Source organism: Enorma phocaeensis (genome assembly GCF_900186505.1).
GTDB lineage: Bacteria > Actinomycetota > Coriobacteriia > Coriobacteriales > Coriobacteriaceae > Enorma > Enorma phocaeensis.
In genome coordinates this window covers 325027-345056 of the sequence record NZ_LT891970.1, presented here as the reverse complement: position 1 = coordinate 345056, position 20030 = coordinate 325027, and the positions used below count along the sequence as shown (strand labels likewise).

General features: G+C 61.7%; 20 protein-coding genes and 4 tRNA genes. All 24 read left to right on the top strand.

Annotated elements, in window-relative coordinates; translation table 11 throughout:
* The first annotated feature begins 469 nt into the window (after positions 1 to 469).
* The 24 genes from C1717_RS07755 to C1717_RS07635 all read left to right on the top strand — a co-directional run bounded on the left by C1717_RS07755 (position 470) and on the right by C1717_RS07635 (position 20014).
* A tRNA-Tyr gene (locus tag C1717_RS07755) sits at positions 470 to 554 on the top strand.
* A 10-nt stretch (positions 555 to 564) separates the two neighbouring features.
* Positions 565 to 640, top strand: a tRNA-Thr gene (locus C1717_RS07750).
* Positions 641 to 644: 4 nt separating this feature from the next.
* Positions 645 to 721, top strand: a tRNA-Met gene (locus C1717_RS07745).
* A gap of 87 nt (positions 722 to 808) precedes the next feature.
* A complete protein-coding gene (gene tuf, locus C1717_RS07740) occupies positions 809 to 1999 on the top strand; it encodes an elongation factor Tu (RefSeq protein ID WP_102372647.1) in 1191 nt (396 codons plus the stop codon).
* A gap of 369 nt (positions 2000 to 2368) precedes the next feature.
* Positions 2369 to 2518, top strand: coding sequence for a 50S ribosomal protein L33 (rpmG, locus tag C1717_RS07735; protein WP_102372646.1), 150 nt, complete (start codon positions 2369 to 2371; stop codon positions 2516 to 2518).
* Between the two features lie 15 nt (positions 2519 to 2533).
* Positions 2534 to 2609: transfer RNA gene (locus C1717_RS07730), tRNA-Trp, on the top strand.
* Between the two features lie 74 nt (positions 2610 to 2683).
* The gene (gene secE / locus C1717_RS07725; protein WP_102372645.1) at positions 2684 to 3085 is read left to right on the top strand and encodes a preprotein translocase subunit SecE; all 402 of its coding nucleotides are present in this window, start codon (positions 2684 to 2686) and stop codon (positions 3083 to 3085) included.
* Position 3086: 1 nt separating this feature from the next.
* A complete protein-coding gene (gene nusG, locus C1717_RS07720) occupies positions 3087 to 3623 on the top strand; it encodes a transcription termination/antitermination protein NusG (protein ID WP_102372644.1) in 537 nt (178 codons plus the stop codon).
* A gap of 118 nt (positions 3624 to 3741) precedes the next feature.
* Complete coding sequence (gene rplK / locus C1717_RS07715) at positions 3742 to 4170, top strand: 50S ribosomal protein L11 (RefSeq protein ID WP_102372643.1); 429 nt, start codon at positions 3742 to 3744, stop codon at positions 4168 to 4170.
* 102 nt (positions 4171 to 4272) lie between these two features.
* On the top strand, positions 4273 to 4980 hold the full coding sequence (gene rplA / locus C1717_RS07710) for a 50S ribosomal protein L1 (protein ID WP_102372642.1): 708 nt from the start codon (positions 4273 to 4275) through the stop codon (positions 4978 to 4980).
* A gap of 256 nt (positions 4981 to 5236) precedes the next feature.
* The gene (locus tag C1717_RS10510; protein WP_146003679.1) at positions 5237 to 6334 is read left to right on the top strand and encodes a zinc ribbon domain-containing protein; all 1098 of its coding nucleotides are present in this window, start codon (positions 5237 to 5239) and stop codon (positions 6332 to 6334) included.
* A gap of 317 nt (positions 6335 to 6651) precedes the next feature.
* Entirely contained in the window at positions 6652 to 7002 is a 351-nt protein-coding gene (locus C1717_RS07695) for a PadR family transcriptional regulator (RefSeq protein ID WP_102373093.1), read from the top strand.
* The gene (locus C1717_RS07690; protein ID WP_102372639.1) at positions 6999 to 8192 is read left to right on the top strand and encodes a permease prefix domain 1-containing protein; all 1194 of its coding nucleotides are present in this window, start codon (positions 6999 to 7001) and stop codon (positions 8190 to 8192) included. The genes C1717_RS07695 and C1717_RS07690 overlap by 4 nt, the downstream gene beginning before the upstream one ends.
* Before the next feature lie 456 nt (positions 8193 to 8648).
* Positions 8649 to 10172, top strand: coding sequence for a 2-isopropylmalate synthase (locus C1717_RS07685; RefSeq protein ID WP_102372638.1), 1524 nt, complete (start codon positions 8649 to 8651; stop codon positions 10170 to 10172).
* 79 nt (positions 10173 to 10251) lie between these two features.
* On the top strand, positions 10252 to 11520 hold the full coding sequence (gene leuC / locus C1717_RS07680; RefSeq protein ID WP_180965883.1) for a 3-isopropylmalate dehydratase large subunit: 1269 nt from the start codon (positions 10252 to 10254) through the stop codon (positions 11518 to 11520).
* Positions 11521 to 11614: 94 nt separating this feature from the next.
* Positions 11615 to 12112: a 3-isopropylmalate dehydratase small subunit gene (locus C1717_RS07675; protein WP_102372637.1), complete on the top strand. Its 498-nt coding sequence runs from the start codon at positions 11615 to 11617 to the stop codon at positions 12110 to 12112.
* A 260-nt stretch (positions 12113 to 12372) separates the two neighbouring features.
* On the top strand, positions 12373 to 13482 hold the full coding sequence (gene leuB / locus C1717_RS07670; RefSeq protein ID WP_102372636.1) for a 3-isopropylmalate dehydrogenase: 1110 nt from the start codon (positions 12373 to 12375) through the stop codon (positions 13480 to 13482).
* 294 nt (positions 13483 to 13776) lie between these two features.
* A complete protein-coding gene (locus C1717_RS07665; protein WP_102372635.1) occupies positions 13777 to 14397 on the top strand; it encodes a hypothetical protein in 621 nt (206 codons plus the stop codon).
* 134 nt (positions 14398 to 14531) lie between these two features.
* On the top strand, positions 14532 to 15179 hold the full coding sequence (locus C1717_RS07660) for a hypothetical protein (protein WP_102372634.1): 648 nt from the start codon (positions 14532 to 14534) through the stop codon (positions 15177 to 15179).
* Between the two features lie 269 nt (positions 15180 to 15448).
* Complete coding sequence (locus tag C1717_RS07655; protein ID WP_102372633.1) at positions 15449 to 16030, top strand: helix-turn-helix domain-containing protein; 582 nt, start codon at positions 15449 to 15451, stop codon at positions 16028 to 16030.
* A gap of 27 nt (positions 16031 to 16057) precedes the next feature.
* Positions 16058 to 16501, top strand: a complete 444-nt coding sequence (locus C1717_RS07650; RefSeq protein ID WP_102372632.1) for a helix-turn-helix domain-containing protein — start codon at positions 16058 to 16060, stop codon at positions 16499 to 16501.
* Positions 16498 to 18192 (top strand): protein kinase domain-containing protein, encoded by a 1695-nt coding sequence (locus C1717_RS07645; RefSeq protein WP_102372631.1) that lies wholly within the window; start codon positions 16498 to 16500, stop codon positions 18190 to 18192. Before C1717_RS07650 ends, C1717_RS07645 begins: the two co-directional genes overlap by 4 nt.
* Positions 18193 to 18612: 420 nt before the next feature.
* Positions 18613 to 19452 carry a helix-turn-helix domain-containing protein gene (locus tag C1717_RS07640; protein ID WP_102372630.1) on the top strand — a complete coding sequence of 280 codons (840 nt, stop codon included), beginning with the start codon at positions 18613 to 18615 and terminating at the stop codon, positions 19450 to 19452.
* Between the two features lie 13 nt (positions 19453 to 19465).
* Complete coding sequence (locus C1717_RS07635; protein ID WP_102372629.1) at positions 19466 to 20014, top strand: hypothetical protein; 549 nt, start codon at positions 19466 to 19468, stop codon at positions 20012 to 20014.
* Positions 20015 to 20030 lie beyond the last annotated feature (16 nt).

The following is a 20030-nucleotide window of genomic DNA, read 5'->3' as shown; positions in this document are numbered from 1 at the left end:
GCCGTTACACTGACCATGGGAGGTACGCGCGCTTCCGGACGAATCGGCAGAGTCGATCGCCAAGAACGGGGACTTCGCGGCGCCCGTGTTTCATGTCTCAGTGTCTGTTCACGGAGGGACCAGCGCCAACGAGTTCCATGCGCTCAAGCGGCGCGACGGAATGGCGAGGCGTGACGCGGGCAGCGGCGATGACGTAACCGTAGAGGATCTGCTCGAGAATCAAGCCGTCTGAGACGGTGAAGCCATTATTGTACGACGCCCTTCGTCCATAGCGTTTTCACAGGAGTTTATCGAGAGGCTTTGCCTAAAACCCCAGCTCACAAGGGAGATTGTGAAAGGATAGATACGCCCGGCACCGTGTATTAGAGCAAAACGGTTGACAGAGGGAGGCCAGCCGTAATACTATTCACTCGCTCGCGGAGGTGCTTGCTCCGGCATGGACAAACAGCTTTGCGGGTCTTGCTTGATTGGGAGTGTGCCCGAGTGGTTAATGGGGACGGGCTGTAAACCCGTTGGCTCTGCCTACCAAGGTTCGAATCCTTGCGCTCCCACCAGCAAGCAAGCGCCTGTATAGCTCAGTCGGTAGAGCACTTCGTTGGTAACGAAGAGGTCACCAGTTCAAGTCTGGTTGCAGGCTCCAGTACGGCGGTGTAGCTCAGCTGGTTAGAGCACACGGTTCATACCCGTGGCGTCACTGGTTCGAATCCAGTCACCGCTACCAGGTAACAAGGTGGCTTTCCCGCATGGGGGAGCCACTTAAGTTAAAGGGCATGTCCCTGCCGGGGACGACCTCAAGGAGGAGGGCTTTATGGCCAAGGAAAAGTTCGAGCGTACTAAGCCGCATGTTAACATCGGCACCATCGGCCACGTGGACCACGGTAAGACCACGCTGACCGCCGCCATCACCAAGGTTCTCTCCGAGACCGATGGCTGCAAGGCCGACTTCACCGCCTTCGAGAACATCGACAAGGCCCCCGAGGAGCGCGAGCGCGGCATCACCATCTCCGTCGCTCACGTCGAGTACGAGACGGCCACCCGTCACTACGCTCACGTCGACTGCCCCGGCCACGCCGACTACATCAAGAACATGATCTCCGGTGCTGCCCAGATGGACGGCGCTATCCTGGTCATCGCTGCTACCGACGGCCCCATGGCTCAGACCCGCGAGCACATCCTGCTCGCCCGTCAGGTCGGCGTGCCCTACATCGTCGTGTTCCTGAACAAGTGCGACATGGTTGACGACGAGGAGCTTATCGACCTCGTCGAGATGGAGACCCGTGAGCTCCTCTCCGAGTACGATTTCCCCGGCGACGACATCCCCGTCATCCGCGGCTCCGCTCTCGGCGCCCTCAACGGCGAGGAGAAGTGGTACGATTCCATCCGTGAGCTCATGAACGCTGTCGACACCTACATCCCGACCCCCGAGCGCGACGACGCCAAGCCGTTCCTGATGGCCGTCGAGGACACCATGACCATCTCCGGCCGTGGTACCGTTGCTACCGGCCGTGTCGAGCGCGGTGTGCTCAAGCTCAACGAGCCCGTCGAGATCGTCGGCATCAAGGAGACCCAGTCCTCCGTCGCCACCGGCATCGAGATGTTCCGTAAGACCATGGACTTCTGCGAGGCTGGCGACAACGTCGGCATCCTGCTCCGCGGCATCAAGCGCGAGGACATCGAGCGCGGCCAGGTTCTCTGCAAGCCCGGTTCGGTGCACCCGCACACCAAGTTCACCGGCGAGGTCTACGTCCTCACCAAGGAGGAGGGCGGCCGCCACACGCCGTTCTTCGATGGTTACCGTCCGCAGTTCTACTTCCGTACCACTGACGTGACCGGCACCGTCAAGCTCCCCGAGGGCACCGAGATGGCCATGCCTGGTGACCACATCACCATCGAAGGCGACCTCATCCACCCGATCGCCATGGAGGAGGGCCTGCGCTTCGCTATCCGCGAGGGTGGCCACACCGTCGGCTCGGGCGTTGTCTCCACGATCATCGAGTAACTCTGAGCTACTGGCTCAGATCGCGTGATCTTGCACCCGGCTCCTCTTCGGGGGAGCCGGGTTCTTCTCTCTCAGGGGATCTGCTGCGATGACGATGTCGAACCCTGCCCAAGCAGAACTGCAGCCGATGCGATGATCGTTATTGCGATTGCCTGAGGGACTTTTCCCGACACCCTGCCACGTGCGCATTGGACAGGTTCTGGCGCACTGTGTACGCGGCATGCTGTCGGGAGCGTCGATTGCAGGCGGTTTATGTAACGTGTCTGCAGATAGATGCTGGAACACAACTTTACATTGACAGAAGTCGAAGGCAGATGCTATCGTATCCCATCGTGCCCGTACGGGGCGGTATTTGGAGGTAATTGATTCATGCGTACTCTCGTCACCCTTGCATGCACCGAGTGCAAGCGTCGCAACTATACGACCACCAAGAACAAGGCAAACATGCCGGATCGTATGGAGATCAAGAAGTATTGCCCCTGGTGCCGTCATCACACGCTGCACAAAGAGACTCGTTAGTCTCTTAGCATCTACACGCCAGTAGTTCAATTGGTAGAGCATCGGTCTCCAAAACCGAGTGTTGAGGGTTCGAGTCCTTCCTGGCGTGCCAGTTATCAATCCGTAAGCCTCGATTTCGAGGCTTACGGTTTCTAGTGTAAAGCGCTTTTGCGCGGAGGTAGTGGAATGGCCAACAAGAAGCATAAGAAGAAGGCCCAGCAGAACAAGCCGCAGACGGCCCCTGCTTCTCAGGCCTCTACCGCCAAGTCCTCGCGCGAGGATGCCAAGGCCGAGAAGAAGAATCTCGCCGCCGAGCGCAAGAAGGCCGAGGCCGAAGCCAAGGCTAAGGCTGCTAAAGCCAAGGAGAAGGCCAAGAAGAGCACCAAGCCAGGCATCTTCACGCGCGTGAAGAACTACTTTGCCTCGGTTCGTACGGAGATGCGTCGCGTCACCTGGCCGAGCAAGAAGGATCTCGTCAACTTCTCCGTCGCCGTGTGCGTCTCACTCGTCGTCGTGGGCATCGCGATCGCCGCGCTCGACTTCATCATCGGCGAGGGCCTGTTCTTCGTCTCGGGTCTGAGGAGCTAACATGACCAAGCGCTGGTATGTCGTTCACACCTACTCTGGATACGAGAAGAAGGTCAAGACCGACCTCGAGCACCGTATCGAGACCATGGGGATGCAGGATCGCATCTTCGACATCGAGATTCCCATCGAGAGCGTTACCGAGATCAAAGAGGGCGGTAAGCGCGAGACCAAGGACGTCAAGATCTTCCCGGGTTATGTCCTCGTCCGCATGGAGATGGATGATGACGCTTGGACCTGCGTGCGCAACACGCAGGGCGTGACCGGCTTCCTCGGTGCAAATGGCAAGCCCTCGCCGCTTTCTCGTGACGAGTACAACAAGATGATGCATAAGTCCAAGAAGGGCGAGGCTCCCAAGCGCACCGCTGTGGGTCTCGAAGTTGGCACGGCTGTTCGCGTCACCTCCGGCCCGCTTGCGGACTTCGATGGCCAGGTGTCCGAGGTCAATGCAGACGCCGGCAAGGTCAAGGTCACGCTTATGATCTTTGGCCGCGAGACGCCCGTCGAGCTCGGCTTCGATCAGGTGGCCGTTATCGCCTAGTTGTCCGTTCGCGCGTGCCCGTTCCCTTGTAGGCCGCTCACCAACAAGGGTGCTTCTAACGAGCGGGCGCTGACGATATAGCATGTTAGGTACCGTTAAGGTTCAGGAAGGTTTCAAGATGGCTGAGAAGAAGGTTGCTACCGTCATCAAGCTCCAGATTCCTGCCGGCCAGGCCAACCCGGCGCCCCCCGTGGGCCCCGCGCTCGGTGCTGCCCAGGTAAACATCATGCAGTTCTGCCAGGCGTTCAACGCCGCTACGCAGGACAAGGCCGGCGACGTCATCCCCGTCGTCATCACCGTCTTCGAGGACCGTTCGTTCTCGTTCGAGTGCCACACTCCGCCGGCGGCCCACCTCATCAAGAAGGAGCTTAAGCTCAAGAGCGGTTCCGCTGTGCCGCAGCGCGACAAGGTCGGCCAGCTCACCGACGAGCAGCTCACCAAGATCGCCGAGATCAAGATGCCGGACCTCAATGCCAACGACATCGAGGCCGCCAAGAAGATCGTCGCCGGTACCGCCCGCTCCATGGGTGTGACCATCGCCGAGTAACTTTGTATCCTACGGGTTCGCCATGGGGGCGGGCCCGTTCGTGCGCAATGGGGCGCACATCGATGTGGGAGGGCGTTGCCCGTTGACCACAGGAGGTAGAACATGCCTAAGCATGGAAAGAATTTCCGCGCCGCCGCGGAGAAGGTCGAGAAGTTCAAGCTCTACACCCCGCTCGAGGCCGTCCGCCTCGTGAAGGAGGTCGCGCCGGCTAAGTTCGACGAGACCGTCGAGGCTCACTTCCGCCTGGGTATCGATACCCGTAAGGCCGATCAGAACATCCGTGGCTCCATCTCGCTGCCCCACGGCACCGGCAAGACCGTGCGCGTCGCCGTCTTCGCCGAGGGCGAGAAGGCCCGCGAGGCTGAAGAGGCCGGTGCCGACGTCATCGGTTCCGACGAGCTCGTTGCTGCCATCCAGGGCGGCGAGATCAACTTCGATGCTGCCATCGCCACGCCGAACATGATGGCCAAGGTCGGTCGCATCGGTAAGATCCTCGGTCCTCGCGGCCTCATGCCGAACCCCAAGCTCGGCACCGTGACCATGGACGTCGCGAAGATGGTTTCCGAGCTCAAGGCTGGTCGTGTGGAGTACCGCGCCGACCGTTACGGCATCTGCCATGTGCCGGTTGGCCGCGTTTCCTTCGATGACCAGAAGCTCGTCGAGAACTATGCCGCGCTCTACACCGAGATCCTGCGCGTCAAGCCCTCGAGCGCCAAGGGTCGCTACGTGAAGAGCATCGCCCTTTCCTCGACCATGGGTCCTGGCGTCAAGGTCGACCCCGCCGTTCAGCGCGACTTCATGGCTGAGTAGCCTGCGCCGCCCTCAAAGCTTATCTGCTTAAGCCCGGTTGCCATTCGGCACCGGGCTTTTTCATGCGCCGAATGGCCTCTTTCGGGATGGGGCCATTTTAGGTCATCATAGCCATGCGTGGTGGCGGCCGAGCGCGACACTAGGAGACCCAGACTCAGAGAGACAATGCGTGTCAAGGAGTTCGATCGCGCAATTCGGTGTCCGCTCAACGATGTAAACTCATCTTGAGCAACGATTGATATTTGTGAAGTGCTAAATGTACTGCAGCGATTGTGGCGCGAAAATTGTTGGTTCGGGGCGCTTCTGCTCGAATTGCGGCACCCTTGTTAGCGCGTCGAGCAGTGCGTCGCGCCAAGGGGGTTCTCGCGGTGCCAAGCGCGCGTCTGGAGAATTAAACAGAGAGGCTCTCATTATCTATCTGAGAAATCTCGAAGCTCTCGAGTTTGCAGTTAGACGCCACAGCCGGTTGCGGGATTCCAGCTTGTATGCGTATCGCCATGCTGCGAATATGAACCATGTTGGGTGCATACGAGTGAATCGTTTCACAGGCAGGCTTGAGTTGCAGGGATATGTATTTGTTCGCTGGAACGGAGAATATCCTCAAATATTGTGCAATGCTCATGGTGAGGTCTATCTCGCGGAAGGCAATCTTGATCCTAAACATGTTTCGGTGTGTGTGGACCTAGGCCAATGGGGTAAGGAAATGTATTGGAGGGCTCTCGACAAACAGGCTATGGAAGACCTTCGCAAGAACATAATTCTATATAAGGATGGCTTGTTCGGTCTGGGCAAATACACCAGGCGTATATGGGGAAAAGTGGATCCCGTTGAAGGCGATAATGTTTTGAGGAGAATCGAGGAAAACTTCCTTCCTACGGCGCAGGATAAGTGGATAAGAAAACAGGCGAAAGTTGAAAGGAAGAAGCAGGCTGCGGAGTCGATTGAAAGCGAGCTCAGCCAAGCTAAACATCTTTTGCGCAAGAGCTACAATCTCAACATCATTCCTAACCAGTATCGCAATCTTTACGCTGTAGATTTCCTGTACTCTTTCTTGAAATCGTCTAACCTCACTCTTTCAGAAGCGTTGCTGCACTTCAACCTAGAGGAGATAAAGCAAAAGCTAGACAAGGTAATCGAAAAACAGGAGCAGATAATTCTGCAAAACGAGATCATCATCGCCCAAAACGAGAAGTTGCTAAAAAAGAATACTGCGATGTTGAATGGATTGGCTAGTATTGAGCGTACGGCAGAGAATATCGCTGGTAGCTCCGCTCTAGCTGCTCAATATTCGAGAATAGCCGCAACGAACAGCGAGACCTGCGCTTGGTTCTGCGCGGTCCAGACACGCTGGTGATGAAAAAGAAGAAGCAATTACCTGCCGGTTCGCATCAGTGAGCCGGCATTTTTTATTGTCATGGGACAAACTCGCTCGCTTTATCGCATGCAAGACGAGATGCTCGCTCGGCGCACCTTGTAACGCGTCATTAATCTCACCCGTGGGCCCGATGCTGCGTGTAGGAGTCTGCAGCGAGAAACGTTACAACGAAAAATATATATCTAGAATAGTATATCGACACACATAGTATCATGTGCTACAGTAACCGCAAGCAAGCGGGGTATGTAGCCTATGGAGTGAGGCAACGCCCGCGCCCTATGCCGGGAGGTGAGCTGATGTCTGCGCGAGATGCGGTAAGCGACCTGATTCGGGGGAACATCGACGCGATCATCTTGTGCACCCTCGAGGACGGCGACAGCTATGGGTACGAGATTCTCAAGCACATAGCGACCGCCAGCCATGGGGAGTACGAGATGAAGGAGCCCTCGCTCTACACAAGCCTTAAGCGCTTGGAAGGGCAGGGATTCGTTCAAAGCTACTGGGGCGACGAAACGCAGGGCGCCCGACGCAAGTACTATCGCGTGACCCAGGCGGGAACCCGCGAGCTTAAGGAAGCGACCGAGCGGTGGGTCCGCGTACGCGATATCATCGACCATTTGCTCATGCAGGACGGGGGAGACCGATGAACGAGCTGCGTATGTACGTCGAGCATCTCTTCGAGGGGAGGATGCTCACGGCCGAGAACATCGAGCTGAAAGAGGAGATCTACGGGAACCTCGTCGCACGCTACGAGGACTATATCGCATCCGGCATGAGCGAAGCCGAAGCGCTCGAGAAGACGAAGGCGAGCTTCACGAGCCTCGATGATCTGCGGGAGGATGCCGAGCCAACGGGAGATGAGGCGTCACCGGCAGGCTCGGCAGCGAGTGCGGCATCACAGACGAGTGCCGGGACGGCGCCCACGCGCGTCATGCCCGCCGCATCGGCCCCGGCTTCTCAAGTGCCGCCTGCCGCTACCGGCTCAGGTTCGCCTGCGGGCACGGTGCCAGGCGTGGCGCAGCCGCCGTCAGGTGTGGCTGGAGCGGCGAACCAACATGGCAAGGCAGCGATGCCGTGGAAGAGGATCGCCATCATTGCCGCGGCAGTGGTGCTCGTGCTCGCTGTCGCTGCGGGCGTTTACGAGTTCGTGATAGACCCGGCGCTCGACCGTGCCGAGGATGCTGCCGAAGCAGAGGCGGAGCGCCAGTGGCTCGAACAGCAGAACCAGAGCTCCGGGAACGGTCAGGGCAACGACGGCAGCCAGGGAAACGGCCAGAGCGCTCAGGGCGGTACAGGGGCGACGTCGGGTTATGGGGATGCTGAGGACCAACGTGAATACGAGGCTACGAAGGCGGTGGACGATGCCATCGCAGCGCATCCCGTCGACGACCTCAAGAGCTATACGGGAAACAGCCTGCCCGACCAAGGGTTCTTCGAGCACCTGCCGCTGAGCATGTACGTGTCGAGCACGGGTGCGGAACAGGGCGGCAACGCAAGCTACGGCGTTTGGTACGCCGGAGTGCTGGATGATATCGACGGGGATGCCATCGACCGCGCGTTGGTCTATAACGCGGTGGCGGCGTTCAGCGTGTATCCCGAGCTGCAGACGGTAATCTTTACCGTGCAGGAGTCAGATGAGACGGCCTACGACGCGAACGTCTACTCGTTCAACCGCGCTACGCTGGAGCATGCCTTCGACAATGCAAGTGGTGGAGCCATCACGCAGCTCAATAGCTCGCTGTATGAATCGCAGGAGAGCTGGGACCAGGTGCGCGATTACGTGACCCGCAACCACTTCTACGACCGCCAGGCCGACCTGGCCGAGATCGACGACTAGCCAGCGGCCCGTCACGAACCCGGCAGAGACCGATGCCCGGCCGGACCGAGGCGATTCTCTGCCAACGCGTTAACAGATGGAACGCTTACCGAGAGCAGGCTTGCGCACCGCTCACATTCTGCTAGACTTTAGCGCAATGCAGTGCCCGCCGGGCGCTGCGGGCGAAGGGATGGCACATGATGCACGCATCGAACAACAGCGCACGGATGGCCCGGGTGGCCGCTGCCGCGCTGATGCTATCCCTAGACGAGCTACTACTAGGCGCTTGCGCGTAGGGTACTTCGTCTGCTTATCCGCTAGATGATTCATCTGAAGCACCCCACGCGTAACGGACGTCTTGCAGGACGTGAAACGCGGCGGGGTGCTTCTCGTGTATCGCATGGAAACGCTTTACCTCCTGCAAGTACCAAGCAAGCAGCCCGGGCACGACCGCCACGGGCGAGAGCAGGAGGAAGCATGACCAGGAAAATCAACATCTTCGACACCACGCTCCGTGACGGCGAGCAGTCACCCGGCGCCAGCATGAACACCGAGGAGAAGCTCGTCATCGCGCGTCAGCTCATCCGCATGAACGTGGACGTCATCGAGGCGGGCTTCCCCATCTCGAGCCCCGGCGACTTCAAGAGCGTGGAAGAGATCGGCCGTATCGCCGGTGACAAATGCACCGTTTGCGGCCTGACGCGCGCCGTGGACAAGGACATCGAGGTCGCGGCCGAGGCGCTCAAGACCGCCAAGCGCCCGCGCATCCACACCGGTCTGGGCGTCTCGCCGAGCCATCTGCGCGACAAGCTTCGCATGACCGAGGACGAGGCGATCGAGCGTGCCATCCATGCGGTGAAGCTCGCGCGCAACTTCGTGGACGATGTCGAGTTCTACGCCGAGGATGCCGGCCGCGCCGACCAGGATTTCCTCGTGCGCATCATCGAGGCGGCCGTGAAGGCGGGCGCCACGGTGGTGAACATCCCCGACACCACCGGCTACAACATGCCCTGGGCCTTCGGCGCGCGCATCGCCGACCTGCGCGAGCGCGTGGACGGTATCGAAGACGTCACCATCTCGGTGCATACGCACAACGACCTGGGCATGGCCACCGCGCTCGCCATCGAGGCCGTGCGCAACGGCGCCACACAGGTGGAATGCACCATCAACGGCCTGGGCGAGCGCGCGGGCAACACGGCGCTCGAAGAGGTCGTCATGGCGATCCGCATGCACGGCGCCGAGCTCGACGCGCACACCGATATCGTGACGCAGGAGCTCACCCGCGCCTCTAAGCTCGTGAGCTCGATTACCGGCATGACGGTGCAGGCAAACAAGGCCATCGTGGGCGCCAACGCCTTCGCGCACTCGAGCGGCATCCACCAGGACGGCGTGCTCAAGGCGCGCGATACCTACGAGATCATCGACCCCGCCGACGTGGGCGCCGGCGGCTCGCAGATCATCCTCACGGCGCGCTCGGGCCACGCGGCGCTGCGCCACCGCATGGGAGAGCTCGGCTTCACCTTCACCGACGAGGAATTCGAGGACATCTACCAGTCCTTCCTCGAGGTGGCGGACAAGAAGAAGGAGGTCTACGACGAGGATCTGGAGAGCATCGTGCACGAGCGCGAGCGCGTCTCCACGGCGGTGTGGGACCTCGATGCCGTGCAGGTGTCGTGCGGATTCCCCCTCACCCCGACGGCGACCATCACGCTCACCAACGTCGATGGCGCGACCTTTACCGAATGCGCTTACGGCACCGGTCCCATCGATGCGGCATACAAGGCGGTCGATAAGATCGTGGCCGTCGCGAACGACCTCTCCGAGTTCTCGGTCAAGGCCGTGACGCGCGGCATCGACGCGCTGGGTGAGGTCACCGTGCGCGTGACCGCGGAGAACGGCGAGGTCTACATCGGGCGCGGCTCGGACGGCGACATCATCGTCTCCTCGACCAAGGCCTATCTGAACGCGCTCAACCGCCTCATCTCCGATCAGGGTAAGTAGCCTGGTAACCCTATGTACGACACGCGCCCGTGCCAGTTGATGAAGGGTGCACATGACTAAGTACGGAAGGAAGAATCACATGCCACGTCCCATGACCGTAGCCGAGAAGATCCTCGCGGCGCACGCCGGGCTCGAAGAGGTGCGCCCCGGCCAGCTCGTCGAGTGCGATCTCGATCTGGTGCTCGCGAACGACATCACCGCGCCCATCGCGATCGATGTGTTCCGCGAGCTCGGTGCCACGCAGGTCTTCGACCGCGACCGCGTGTGCCTGGTGCCCGACCACTACGCGCCCAACAAGGACATCAAGAGCGCCGAGCAGACCAAGAAGATGCGCGACTTCGCGCACGAGCAGAAGGTCACCCACTACTGGGAGCAGGGGTGCGCGGGCATCGAGCATGCGCTTTTGCCCGAGCAGGGTGTCGTGGTGCCGGGCGATTTGGTGATCGGCGCCGACTCGCACACCTGCACCTACGGAGCACTCGGCGCGTTCTCCACGGGTGTGGGCTCCACCGATGCCGGCGTGGGCCTGGCGACGGGTCGCGCCTGGTTCAAGGTTCCGCCCACCATCAAGTTCGAGATCGACGGCGAGCTGACGGACGGTGCCACGGCGAAGGACGTCATCCTGCACATCATCGGGCTCATCGGCGTTGACGGTGCGCTTTACCAGGCGATGGAGTTCACGGGCTCGGCTATTCACGCCATGTCGATGGAAGGCCGCATGACCATCTCCAACATGGCGATCGAGGCGGGCGGCAAGGCAGGCATCATGGAGGTCGACGACGTGGCGCGCGCCTGGCTCGAGGGCCGCTGCCAGCGCCCGGCCGTGGAGTACCATGCCGACCCGGACGCCGAGTACGCGCAGGTCATCCACATCGACGCTGCGGACATCAAGCCCTGCGTCTCGTGGCCGCACCTGCCCTCGAACACCCATCCCGTGAGCGAGTCCGGCCACATCGCCGTCGACCAGGCGGTGATCGGCTCCTGCACCAACGGCCGCATCGAGGACATGCGCGCCGCCGCCGAGGTGCTCCGCGGCCGCCGCGTGGCGAAGACCGTCCGCTGCATCGTGATCCCCGCCACGCAGGCCGTCTTCAAGCAGTGCATGGCCGAGGGGCTGGTCGATGTCTTCATCGACGCCGGCTGCGTCTTCTCGACCCCCACCTGCGGCCCGTGCCTGGGCGGCTACATGGGCATCCTCGCCGCGGGCGAGCGCTGCGTCTCGACCACCAACCGCAACTTCGTGGGCCGCATGGGCGACCCCACGAGCGAAGTCTACCTCGCGAGCCCGGCCGTCGCCGCCGCGAGCGCCGTCGCCGGCCGCATCTGCGCCCCGTCGGATTTGGACTAGTCACGCTGACCGGGTTGCCGCTCTGGAGCTGTCGCGGGCTCGAGCCGTCCCGCGGCATCCCAGCGGCCCCGGAACCCATCAGAAAGGAACACCCATGCATTTCGAGGGAACCGTCTTCAAGTACGGGCGCGACGTGGACACCGACGTCATCATTCCCGCTCGCTATCTCAACAGCTCAGACCATACGCACCTTGCGGCGCACGCGATGGAGGATCTCGACCCGACGTTCCACGAGCGCGTCCAGCCGGGCGACATCGTGGTGGCCGAGGAGAACTTCGGCTGCGGGTCCAGCCGCGAGCACGCGCCGGTGGCGCTCAAGGCGGCGGGCGTCTCGTGCGTAATCGCCAAGAGCTTCGCGCGCATCTTCTACCGCAATGCCATCAACGTGGGTCTTGCCATCATGGAGTGCCCCGAGGCCGTCGATGCCATTGCCGATGGAGCGCGCGTGTCCGTGGACACCGAGACCGGTACCATCACCAACCTTGATACCGCCGCGACCTTCACCGCCGAGCCCTTCCCGCCCTTCATCGCCGAGATCATCGAGGCTGGCGGCCTGGTGGAGCGCACACGCCAGAAGCTCGCGGCACTATAGGCATTTGGCGGTCGGATGGGAGCGCAGTAAGAGCGAAGCGCCGATTGCATAAAGCTGATCCCAAATTGCATGCTCAGCCGTAAGTCCAAAAAAATGAGCGACTTGCGGCTGAATAGAGCGTGTTTGAAACGTTTAAACCAGCTGTAAGTCATCGAATTCGTGCGTTACGGCTGATGAGGGATTTCGACATCCGAATGTTGGAGGGGAACGTGGACAACCCGTTTGGATCCGGTCCGTCATCGATTGATTGGAGTTGCAACGTGAAGAAGAGCCATAAGGTCTGCACCCTGCCCGGTGACGGCATCGGCCCCGAGATCATCGCCGAGGGCAAGAAGGTGCTCGCCGCGGTGGGCGCCAAGTACGGCGTCGAGTTCGTCTGCGAGGACGCGCTCATCGGCGGCGCGGCGATCGACGCGACCGGAAATCCCCTGCCCGACGAGACGCTCGCAGCCGCGCGCAGCTCGGACGCTGTGCTGCTCGCCTCCGTCGGCGGCCCCAAGTGGGACACGACCGACCCCGCCGCACCGCGCCCCGAGCAGGGGCTCTTGAAGATCCGCAAGGAGCTCGGCCTCTACACCAACCTCCGCCCCGTGCAGATCTTTGCCGCGCTGGCAGACGCCTCGACGCTCCGTCCGGAGGTCATCGACGGCGTGGACATGATGATCGTGCGCGAGCTCACGGGCGGGCTGTACTTCGGCCGGCGCGAGCGCTTCTATGACGAGGAGGGCGCAGGCGCGGACGGCAAGCCCGGTCAGCGCGCCTACGACACGCTCGAGTACCGGGAGTACGAGGTCAAGCGCATCGCGCGCCAGGCTTTTCAGGCCGCGCGCAAACGTCGCGGCAAGGTGTCGAGCGTCGACAAGGCCAACGTGCTCGAGACGAGCCGCATGTGGCGCGAGATCGTCCACCGCATCCACGATGCGGAGTATGCGGACGTGGAGCTCGAGGACGTGCTCGTGGACAACGCGGCGATGCAGCTCATCAACCGCCCCGCGACCTTCGACGTCGTGGTGACCGAGAACATGTTCGGAGACATCCTCTCCGACGAGGCTGCGCAGATCACCGGGTCGCTCGGCATGCTCGCCTCCGCGAGCCTGGGCGACGGCGTGGCCCTCTACGAGCCGAGCCATGGCTCCGCGCCCGACATCGCGGGCCAGGGCATCGCGAACCCCCTCGCACAGATCCTCTCTGTGGAGATGATGCTGCGCTACAGCTTCGACATGGGCGATGCCGCCGACGACATCCGCCGTGCGGTGACCGCGGTCCTCGACGAGGGGTGGCGCACGCGCGACATCGCCGACGCCGCGACCCCCGCCGACCGCGTGCTCGGCTGCGCAGCCATGGGCGACGCCGTGGTGGCGCACCTCTAGGAGCCGGACGCCCGCGTGCGGGCGGTGCGCAGGTGACGGCACCCGCGTGCGGGCACCCCGCCGAAGCCGTCGGCTCCCGTCCACCGCCGCTGTTACAGCGCGGGGAGGGGGTTGTCTCCTATAGCGGTGCGGTAAGGGCTTGGCATGATCGGCGTTAGGAATGCGTAAGGGCTTGCGGCTCGTCGGTCTTGCGACACCGTGCGCGTATGGCCGGGTGCTACAGTCATCCCGTATGGCAAGAATCGCTCATAGGGTCGGTGCCTTACGCGCCGGCCCTTGCTTTGAGGAGGCCGCATGGGGACCGACGATTTCGATGACGGCTACGGGTACGCGTCTCCGCACGTTGACGACCGGCCGGCAAGCCCCAGCGAGGACGATGAGGGCCCCATCCGCGGGTCCCGCCCGGTGCTGCCGTGCCTTGGATGCAGCGTCTTCGTACTGCTTATCGTTGTGGGCACCTTCGGCATAACGCTCAACTCAATGGGCTTCTTCGTCATGGGGACCGCCGGCATCGTGTCTATGTACCTCAAGGCGGTGTGCTGCTGTCTGATCATCGCCATGCTTGCGGTGCCCGTTGTGGGCGGCATCATCGCCGCGGACAAGTTGCTTACCAAGCTCCTCGCGAGCGTCGCCGCCGTTGCGGTGACCGTTCTGGTCGCGTGGATCTTCGTGGTGAACCCCATCCTCGACATCCCATATCTCGCCTCGCCGAGCACCGTCGAGCTCGAGGACGTGAGCTTTGGCAGTGAAAACGTCAACGATTCGGTGTTCTTCAAGATTTCCGGCACCGATGCCGAAGGCCGCGAGCTTACCTTCGACATCGACCGGGGCTTCGCGGACACGTGGGACCTCGCCGACGGCGACGCCATCGTGACGTACCTGCCGCATTCGGAGACGGTGCTCTCGATAGAGTAGGTGGCCCGGCGGGGAGTTGCAGGCAAGCGGGGCGGCGGGCGAGCAGAGAGCCGCGGACCAGCGACGGCGGCTGCCTTCTGGTCGCGTATCGGCTGGTGCTCCCGGTAGCCACCGCAAACAGGGAAAGGTATGGCATGCAGGATAAGCGGGTCGAGCCTCCAACCGAGGAAGAGCTCAAGCGCATGTCGCAAGACGAGCTCGTCGAGTTGATCAAGAGCCGCGTGGCGCAGGAGGAGGTGGAGAGGAGCCCCGTCCAAGAGGGCGTGCCCGTATGGCGCATCGTCGGGTGCTACGTCGTGGCCGTTCTTGCCATCGCGTTCGTCGTCTGCATACTGTTGCGCTCCTGGTTCGGCATGCTCATCATGGGGGTGCCGGGCATCGTGGGGACGTATGCCAGCGCCGTCCTGTTCGTTCTCGTCATCGCGTGGATCGCGCGCCCTGTCGCCCAGGGCGTCGTGGACGTGACCCATCCGGTGAAGCGCACCTTCGCCGCGTGCGTCGCCATCGGCATCCTCGGATGGCTGGCGTGGCGATTCGTGTTGTGCCCCGTGCTCGATATCCCGTGCTTGGCGTCTCCGGCGGTTGTCGAACTGAGTGACGTGGAGGTATACAGCGATGCCGGGGAGTTCGGCGTGGACTACCGGCTCAGGGGAGAGGACGCTTCCGGCGCGCGCCATGTTTTCACTATCGACGAGGCCTTCCATGATTCATGGGACCCCGCCGACGACGATGCGACCGTGACCTACCTGCCGCACTCCCGGACGGTGCTCGCGGTGGAATAACCGCGTTTCGGTGGCGTGGGATGCCGTTTGGGCCCACGTGAAAATACATTCGATTCGGTATTAGGTGTGAAGATCGCGAGTCTCCTGCCCAAGGCACTTTGGATCTTTCAGCGACCTGCGGTTTTGTTGCTGTGAATGGCCGGCCTCAGCACCCTTGGCGAAAACTCACACCTAGTTTTTCATTTCAAGCGCAACGGCCCCGAGCTGGGACGGCCCACGGCGCCCTGATACGATGGTGCTTGCGACGACAACATCATCAGGAGGCGACCGTGGGCCGGTACAAGCATCTTACCATCGGGGAGCGCGAGGACATCATGCGCATGCGCCGCGAGGGGCGCCGCGTCGGCGAGATGGCGCGCGAGATCGGCAGGGACGAGTCGACGGTCTCGAGGGAGCTGCGGCGCAACTCGCGCGAGCGCTTCTACCGGGCATCGACCGCGCAGCGCCGCTACGAGGCGCGCAGGGAGCGGTGCCGCAGGCCCCGGCTGCTCGACGACCCCGAGAGGCTGGAGCTCGTCAGGTCGCGCGTCCTCGAGGGGCGATGGTCGCCCGAGCAGCTCGAGGGCAGGATCCTCCTCGAGCGCCCCGACCTCGCCGTCAGCGACGCCACGATCTACCGCGAGGTCGCCGCGGGCAGGCTCGACCGCTGCATAGGGGGCCCGAGGGCGTCCGCCAGGCTCAGGCGCCGCGGCAGGCGCCGGAGGCAGCGCGGCGAGGCCGAGCTGCGGTGGAAGAGTAAGTCGAACATCTGTTTTCAAGAAGTACCTCTCACATCAAAACAAATCCGAACTCTTCGACAGCGTGCGGCTCTCTATGAGAAGCCATATTTTGCAAGAGGGGTATCATGGTGATGCTGCGCGATGGACGAGGGGGATGGTATGACCGAGGAGCATCTGACGGCTGATCTGCTTGAGCAGCTTCGTGCTGCCGCAAGACCCGAGGACTACCTGCTCCAGGGCGAGACCATCGATCGTGAACTATCTGACTATCTTAACGAGCTGAGAAAAGATCGCGGCATGAAGCGCTCTGCCGTGGTGCGTGAGTCGACGGTAAACGAAACCTTCGTTTACGATATCTTCAAGGGGAAGAGCCTCCCTGGTCGTGATAACGCAATCAAGCTCGCGCTTGCCCTGCATTGCAGCCTTATTGAGACGCAGCGGATCCTAAGACTTGCGGGCGTTTCTGAACTCTGGCCCAAGCGCTCGCGCGACGCCGTCATCATCTGGTGCATCGAGCGTGGCCTCACATTGGCGCAATGCGATGACGAGCTCTACCGCTTGGGCGAGCGCACGCTGGTGAATCCCGAGGATGGTTCCGTATGAACCGTGAAGAAAAGCAGGCGCTGCATGGCATGAGCATCGACGACGCCTACGTGGTCGAGCGCCAACTCGCACATGGGATCGATGGCGTGACGGAGCTCGTGTCGCTCGATGCTGCCGGCCCGTTCGTGCGCAAACGCATTCCGCTCGCAAGCGTGCGCCGCATGGTGTGGGCAGCGCTTGCCGAATGCGAAAACCCGTATCTACCACGCGTGCATTCCATGTACGAGCTGCCCGATGAGTTCGTGGCGGTATGTGACTACGTGCCAGGCGAGACGCTCGAGCAGGTCATGGAACGACGCGGCCACCTCCCGCTTGCAGAGGTCGCGCCGATCGTCGCGAATGTGTGCGAGGCTGTCGCTGAGCTCCATGCGCACGGGGTGGTTCACGCGGATATCGCCCCACGCAACGTGGTGCTCGCCGAGGACAGTGCGCACCTCATCGATTTCGGTATCGCGCGGATGGTGTTCGACAAGCCAAGGCGCGATGAAAAGGCGTGGGGGACCAGGGGATTCGCCGCTCCCGAGCAGCACGGATTCGCTGCTGTGGACGTCCGTTCCGACATCTACGCCATCGGCCGGCTCGCGGGCTATCTGCTCACGGGCGCCGTGCTGGCAGAAAAGACTTTCGAGGGCGAGCTCCGCTGTTCAGGCCTGGTGCCGGAAGGTGTGTGCCAGGTGCTTGGGCGTGCTTGCGCCTTCGAGCCGAGCTCCCGGTACCAGAATGTCGAGGATTTTGCGACGGCGTTTGCCGCTGCATGCGCTGGCGGCGCCGTCCCGGCGATTCCGGGCGCCTTTCCGGGAAATCAGCCGGCATACGCGCAGGATGCTCCAAACGCGAAGCAGCCTGCATCGTACGAGCGACAAGTGCCCGTCCAACGCACCGAGCGGTTTCCCGCGCATCGTAAGGTCATTATGCTCGCGTTTACTGCGCTCGCTGTCGTGTGCGCATGTGCCGCCATCTATCTACTTGTCAAAGACGATCCCTCTCCAAGCATCTCTCAACAAGGAGAGAAGGCGCAAGCGCTTACGGATAGCTCTGCCGGGCGCTCCGATATGGGCGTCCCGTATGTGGACGGCACGGATGGCGCGTCGTCCGATTTGGCCGATCGGGCGGCAAGTGGCCTGGTTATTACCGAGTCGACGTGGTATATGTCCAACGGTTACGTGCATTTCGCAATCGCCATAACGAACACCACCGAAGATGTCCTCGCGCTGTTTCCCACCGTGGTCGTCACGGGCAGAGCAGCCGATGGCAGCATCCTCTTCTCGAGCGATCAGGTGCTCAACGATCTCTATCCTGGCGAGACAAGGTATTGGGGGAGCATCGCGGGCGACGGCTCGTCCGTGCCGGATACAGTCGAGTTTTCCGTGAACCGTCCAGATGACTGGGAGGTTCAGGCGGTGGCGGGCGAACCGAGCAGGCTGACCATTTCCAACGTTTCGAGGAGGCGAGGTCAGTTCTCTGACTTGGTGGTCACGGGTGAGGTGACGCTGGAATCGCTTTCCAGCGAGAGCATGGCTTCGCAGGTGCAGGTCGTTGCTATAGGGCGCGATTCCCAGGGCAATATGGTTTTTGGCTTTATGGGATACACCTCCCTTCCTGCGGAAGGTGAAACTGTGCCGTTTGAGGTGTCCAGTTCTGATAGCCTGCCGGAGTTCGAAACGGTTGAGGTATACGCTTACGGCTGGTAGGTCAATCACCTCGGCATTCATCAAGTAGTTTGCATCATAAGCGCACGGCGAGGCCATTGGCGATTGCCGTGCACTTTTCGTCGGCACGAGGGGCGAAAAGCCGCCCCGTCATTCAGCATGTAACGCCTACGCCCCACAACCGTCCGTTTACCGGCATGTTTTCAAAACTCAGTTGGCAGCTGAGGAAACGCTTCCATCGATTCGCAAGAATTACACCGCCTTTCATGGAAGGACCGGGCTCGCTTCCGGTCGAAATATCCAGGAAAGGGATGGTGTATGAAGCGAAGGTTGCCAAGGGAGGAATCCATGAGCGCTTCAGAAGCGCAACGCCGCTTGCTCGCGCAGCGCGCCGTGCGCCGCCAACGCTCCCTTGCCGCCCGGTTACCGGGCGGTACAGGATGGAGCGCGAGGGAGGTGCCTATGTGGAAGCGGTCAGACGTCGAGCGCCTGACGGGCCTCACGCGCCACATGATCCAGGACCTATGCAACCCCAATACCAACGGGGACGGTCTGGGGTTCTGGGAGCCGGCGATATCCAAGCCGGGGTATTCGCGTTTTGATGAAGGGGACCTGCTGGCGTTCTATTTGGTGCGTCAGCTCATGAAGGCAGGGTTCACGCTCAAGGAGATCGAGTCGGCGGTGTTTGATCTGATGGAAGACGATGGCTCGTTCGAGCGTGCGCTGCGCCGGAAGGCGACGGTACTGCATCGGCGCCGTGCCGAGCTTGATGGCAAACTAAGCACGCTCGAGTATCTGGAGGCGGCGGCAACGGCGGCGACCGATGATCGCTTGTACGCCGTAATGGAGGCTGCGCTGATCCAGAGTGCTGAACGTGCCGTGCGGGTTGCGACGGCTGAGCTACAGGCTGCGGAGGCGGATGAGGAGTCCGTGCGCCGCGGTATGCGCGAGCTGGTTGCTGCCGTGCTCGGCGTGTTGCGGGGCGACGAGGGGCCAGCCGATGCGGACGGGTACGGAGCCGCTCTGCTGGTCGCTGGCTGGGTGTGCGAGGTTGATGAGCTGCTTGCTGATGAAGCAGCGCCCGCCAGCCCTGCAGCGCAGAGGTTGATGCGGGAGATAGCGCATGCAATCACGGGTGATTGCGCTGATGATGAGCGCGATGCCCTCGCGGCCCGGTCCCTCGTTGCGTTCCTTGATGAATCGGAAAACGGTGTCCCCATCGAGCTCGTCTTCGGCGAGGGCTCGTTTGCATTCCTTGGTCAAGCTGCAAGAGCTTGTGCCGGGATGTCGGAAAACGAATAGGAAGGAATCGGATATGGACGGAACGGATCGCTCGATAGAGCAGAGCAATGCAAAGATGCAGCTCATCGCACGTATCGCTATGGTCGTGGCGGCAATCGTGCTGGTTGCGGCATTCTTCCTCCCGTGGGCATCGGCCGACGCGGAGTATCGCGAGGCGGCGGCCCAGCTGCCCGATGTGATGTACTACGAGCCGACGGGTCTTACCGCCGCCGACGCCGCCGACCTGTCGCTTTTCGAATACGCCCAGGTATACGGCTCGATGGAGGATTCCCCCTGGGTTATGTATCAATACATTATCTTTGCAGGGCTTGCTATTGCAGCAATTGCTCTCGCGCTTGCCGCATGGGGCAAGCCCATCGGGGCAGCGGTGTTCGCCATTCTGATGCTTGCCTTCTCGCGCCTTATGGTGTGGGACTTCAGCGACCGCGGCGTGCTCCCCAACAGCACGCACGATTGGGGCATTGCGTCCACAGTGTTCGTCATCGGCTCGATCGCGCTCATTGTCGCATCGATTTGGTTGTTCGTGCTTAAGCGGCAGGAGAAGGCTGCAAACAGGGACTAGACATATTCGAGGGAGA

What these genes read in the sequence shown, in the direction of transcription:
- C1717_RS07690 (WP_102372639.1), top strand. Translation starts at nt 6,999, where the DNA reads ATGAACGAGCTGCGTATGTACGTCGAGCATCTCTTCGAGGGGAGGATG.
- rplK (WP_102372643.1), top strand. Translation starts at nt 3,742, where the DNA reads ATGGCTGAGAAGAAGGTTGCTACCGTCATCAAGCTCCAGATTCCTGCC.
- C1717_RS10510 (WP_146003679.1), top strand. Translation starts at nt 5,237, where the DNA reads ATGTACTGCAGCGATTGTGGCGCGAAAATTGTTGGTTCGGGGCGCTTC.
- leuC (WP_180965883.1), top strand. Translation starts at nt 10,252, where the DNA reads ATGCCACGTCCCATGACCGTAGCCGAGAAGATCCTCGCGGCGCACGCC.
- nusG (WP_102372644.1), top strand. Translation starts at nt 3,087, where the DNA reads ATGACCAAGCGCTGGTATGTCGTTCACACCTACTCTGGATACGAGAAG.
- C1717_RS07660 (WP_102372634.1), top strand. Translation starts at nt 14,532, where the DNA reads ATGCAGGATAAGCGGGTCGAGCCTCCAACCGAGGAAGAGCTCAAGCGC.
- rplA (WP_102372642.1), top strand. Translation starts at nt 4,273, where the DNA reads ATGCCTAAGCATGGAAAGAATTTCCGCGCCGCCGCGGAGAAGGTCGAG.
- C1717_RS07650 (WP_102372632.1), top strand. Translation starts at nt 16,058, where the DNA reads ATGACCGAGGAGCATCTGACGGCTGATCTGCTTGAGCAGCTTCGTGCT.
- C1717_RS07685 (WP_102372638.1), top strand. Translation starts at nt 8,649, where the DNA reads ATGACCAGGAAAATCAACATCTTCGACACCACGCTCCGTGACGGCGAG.
- rpmG (WP_102372646.1), top strand. Translation starts at nt 2,369, where the DNA reads ATGCGTACTCTCGTCACCCTTGCATGCACCGAGTGCAAGCGTCGCAAC.
- C1717_RS07675 (WP_102372637.1), top strand. Translation starts at nt 11,615, where the DNA reads ATGCATTTCGAGGGAACCGTCTTCAAGTACGGGCGCGACGTGGACACC.
- C1717_RS07695 (WP_102373093.1), top strand. Translation starts at nt 6,652, where the DNA reads ATGTCTGCGCGAGATGCGGTAAGCGACCTGATTCGGGGGAACATCGAC.
- C1717_RS07645 (WP_102372631.1), top strand. Translation starts at nt 16,498, where the DNA reads ATGAACCGTGAAGAAAAGCAGGCGCTGCATGGCATGAGCATCGACGAC.
- C1717_RS07635 (WP_102372629.1), top strand. Translation starts at nt 19,466, where the DNA reads ATGGACGGAACGGATCGCTCGATAGAGCAGAGCAATGCAAAGATGCAG.
- secE (WP_102372645.1), top strand. Translation starts at nt 2,684, where the DNA reads ATGGCCAACAAGAAGCATAAGAAGAAGGCCCAGCAGAACAAGCCGCAG.
- C1717_RS07665 (WP_102372635.1), top strand. Translation starts at nt 13,777, where the DNA reads ATGGGGACCGACGATTTCGATGACGGCTACGGGTACGCGTCTCCGCAC.
- tuf (WP_102372647.1), top strand. Translation starts at nt 809, where the DNA reads ATGGCCAAGGAAAAGTTCGAGCGTACTAAGCCGCATGTTAACATCGGC.
- C1717_RS07640 (WP_102372630.1), top strand. Translation starts at nt 18,613, where the DNA reads ATGTGGAAGCGGTCAGACGTCGAGCGCCTGACGGGCCTCACGCGCCAC.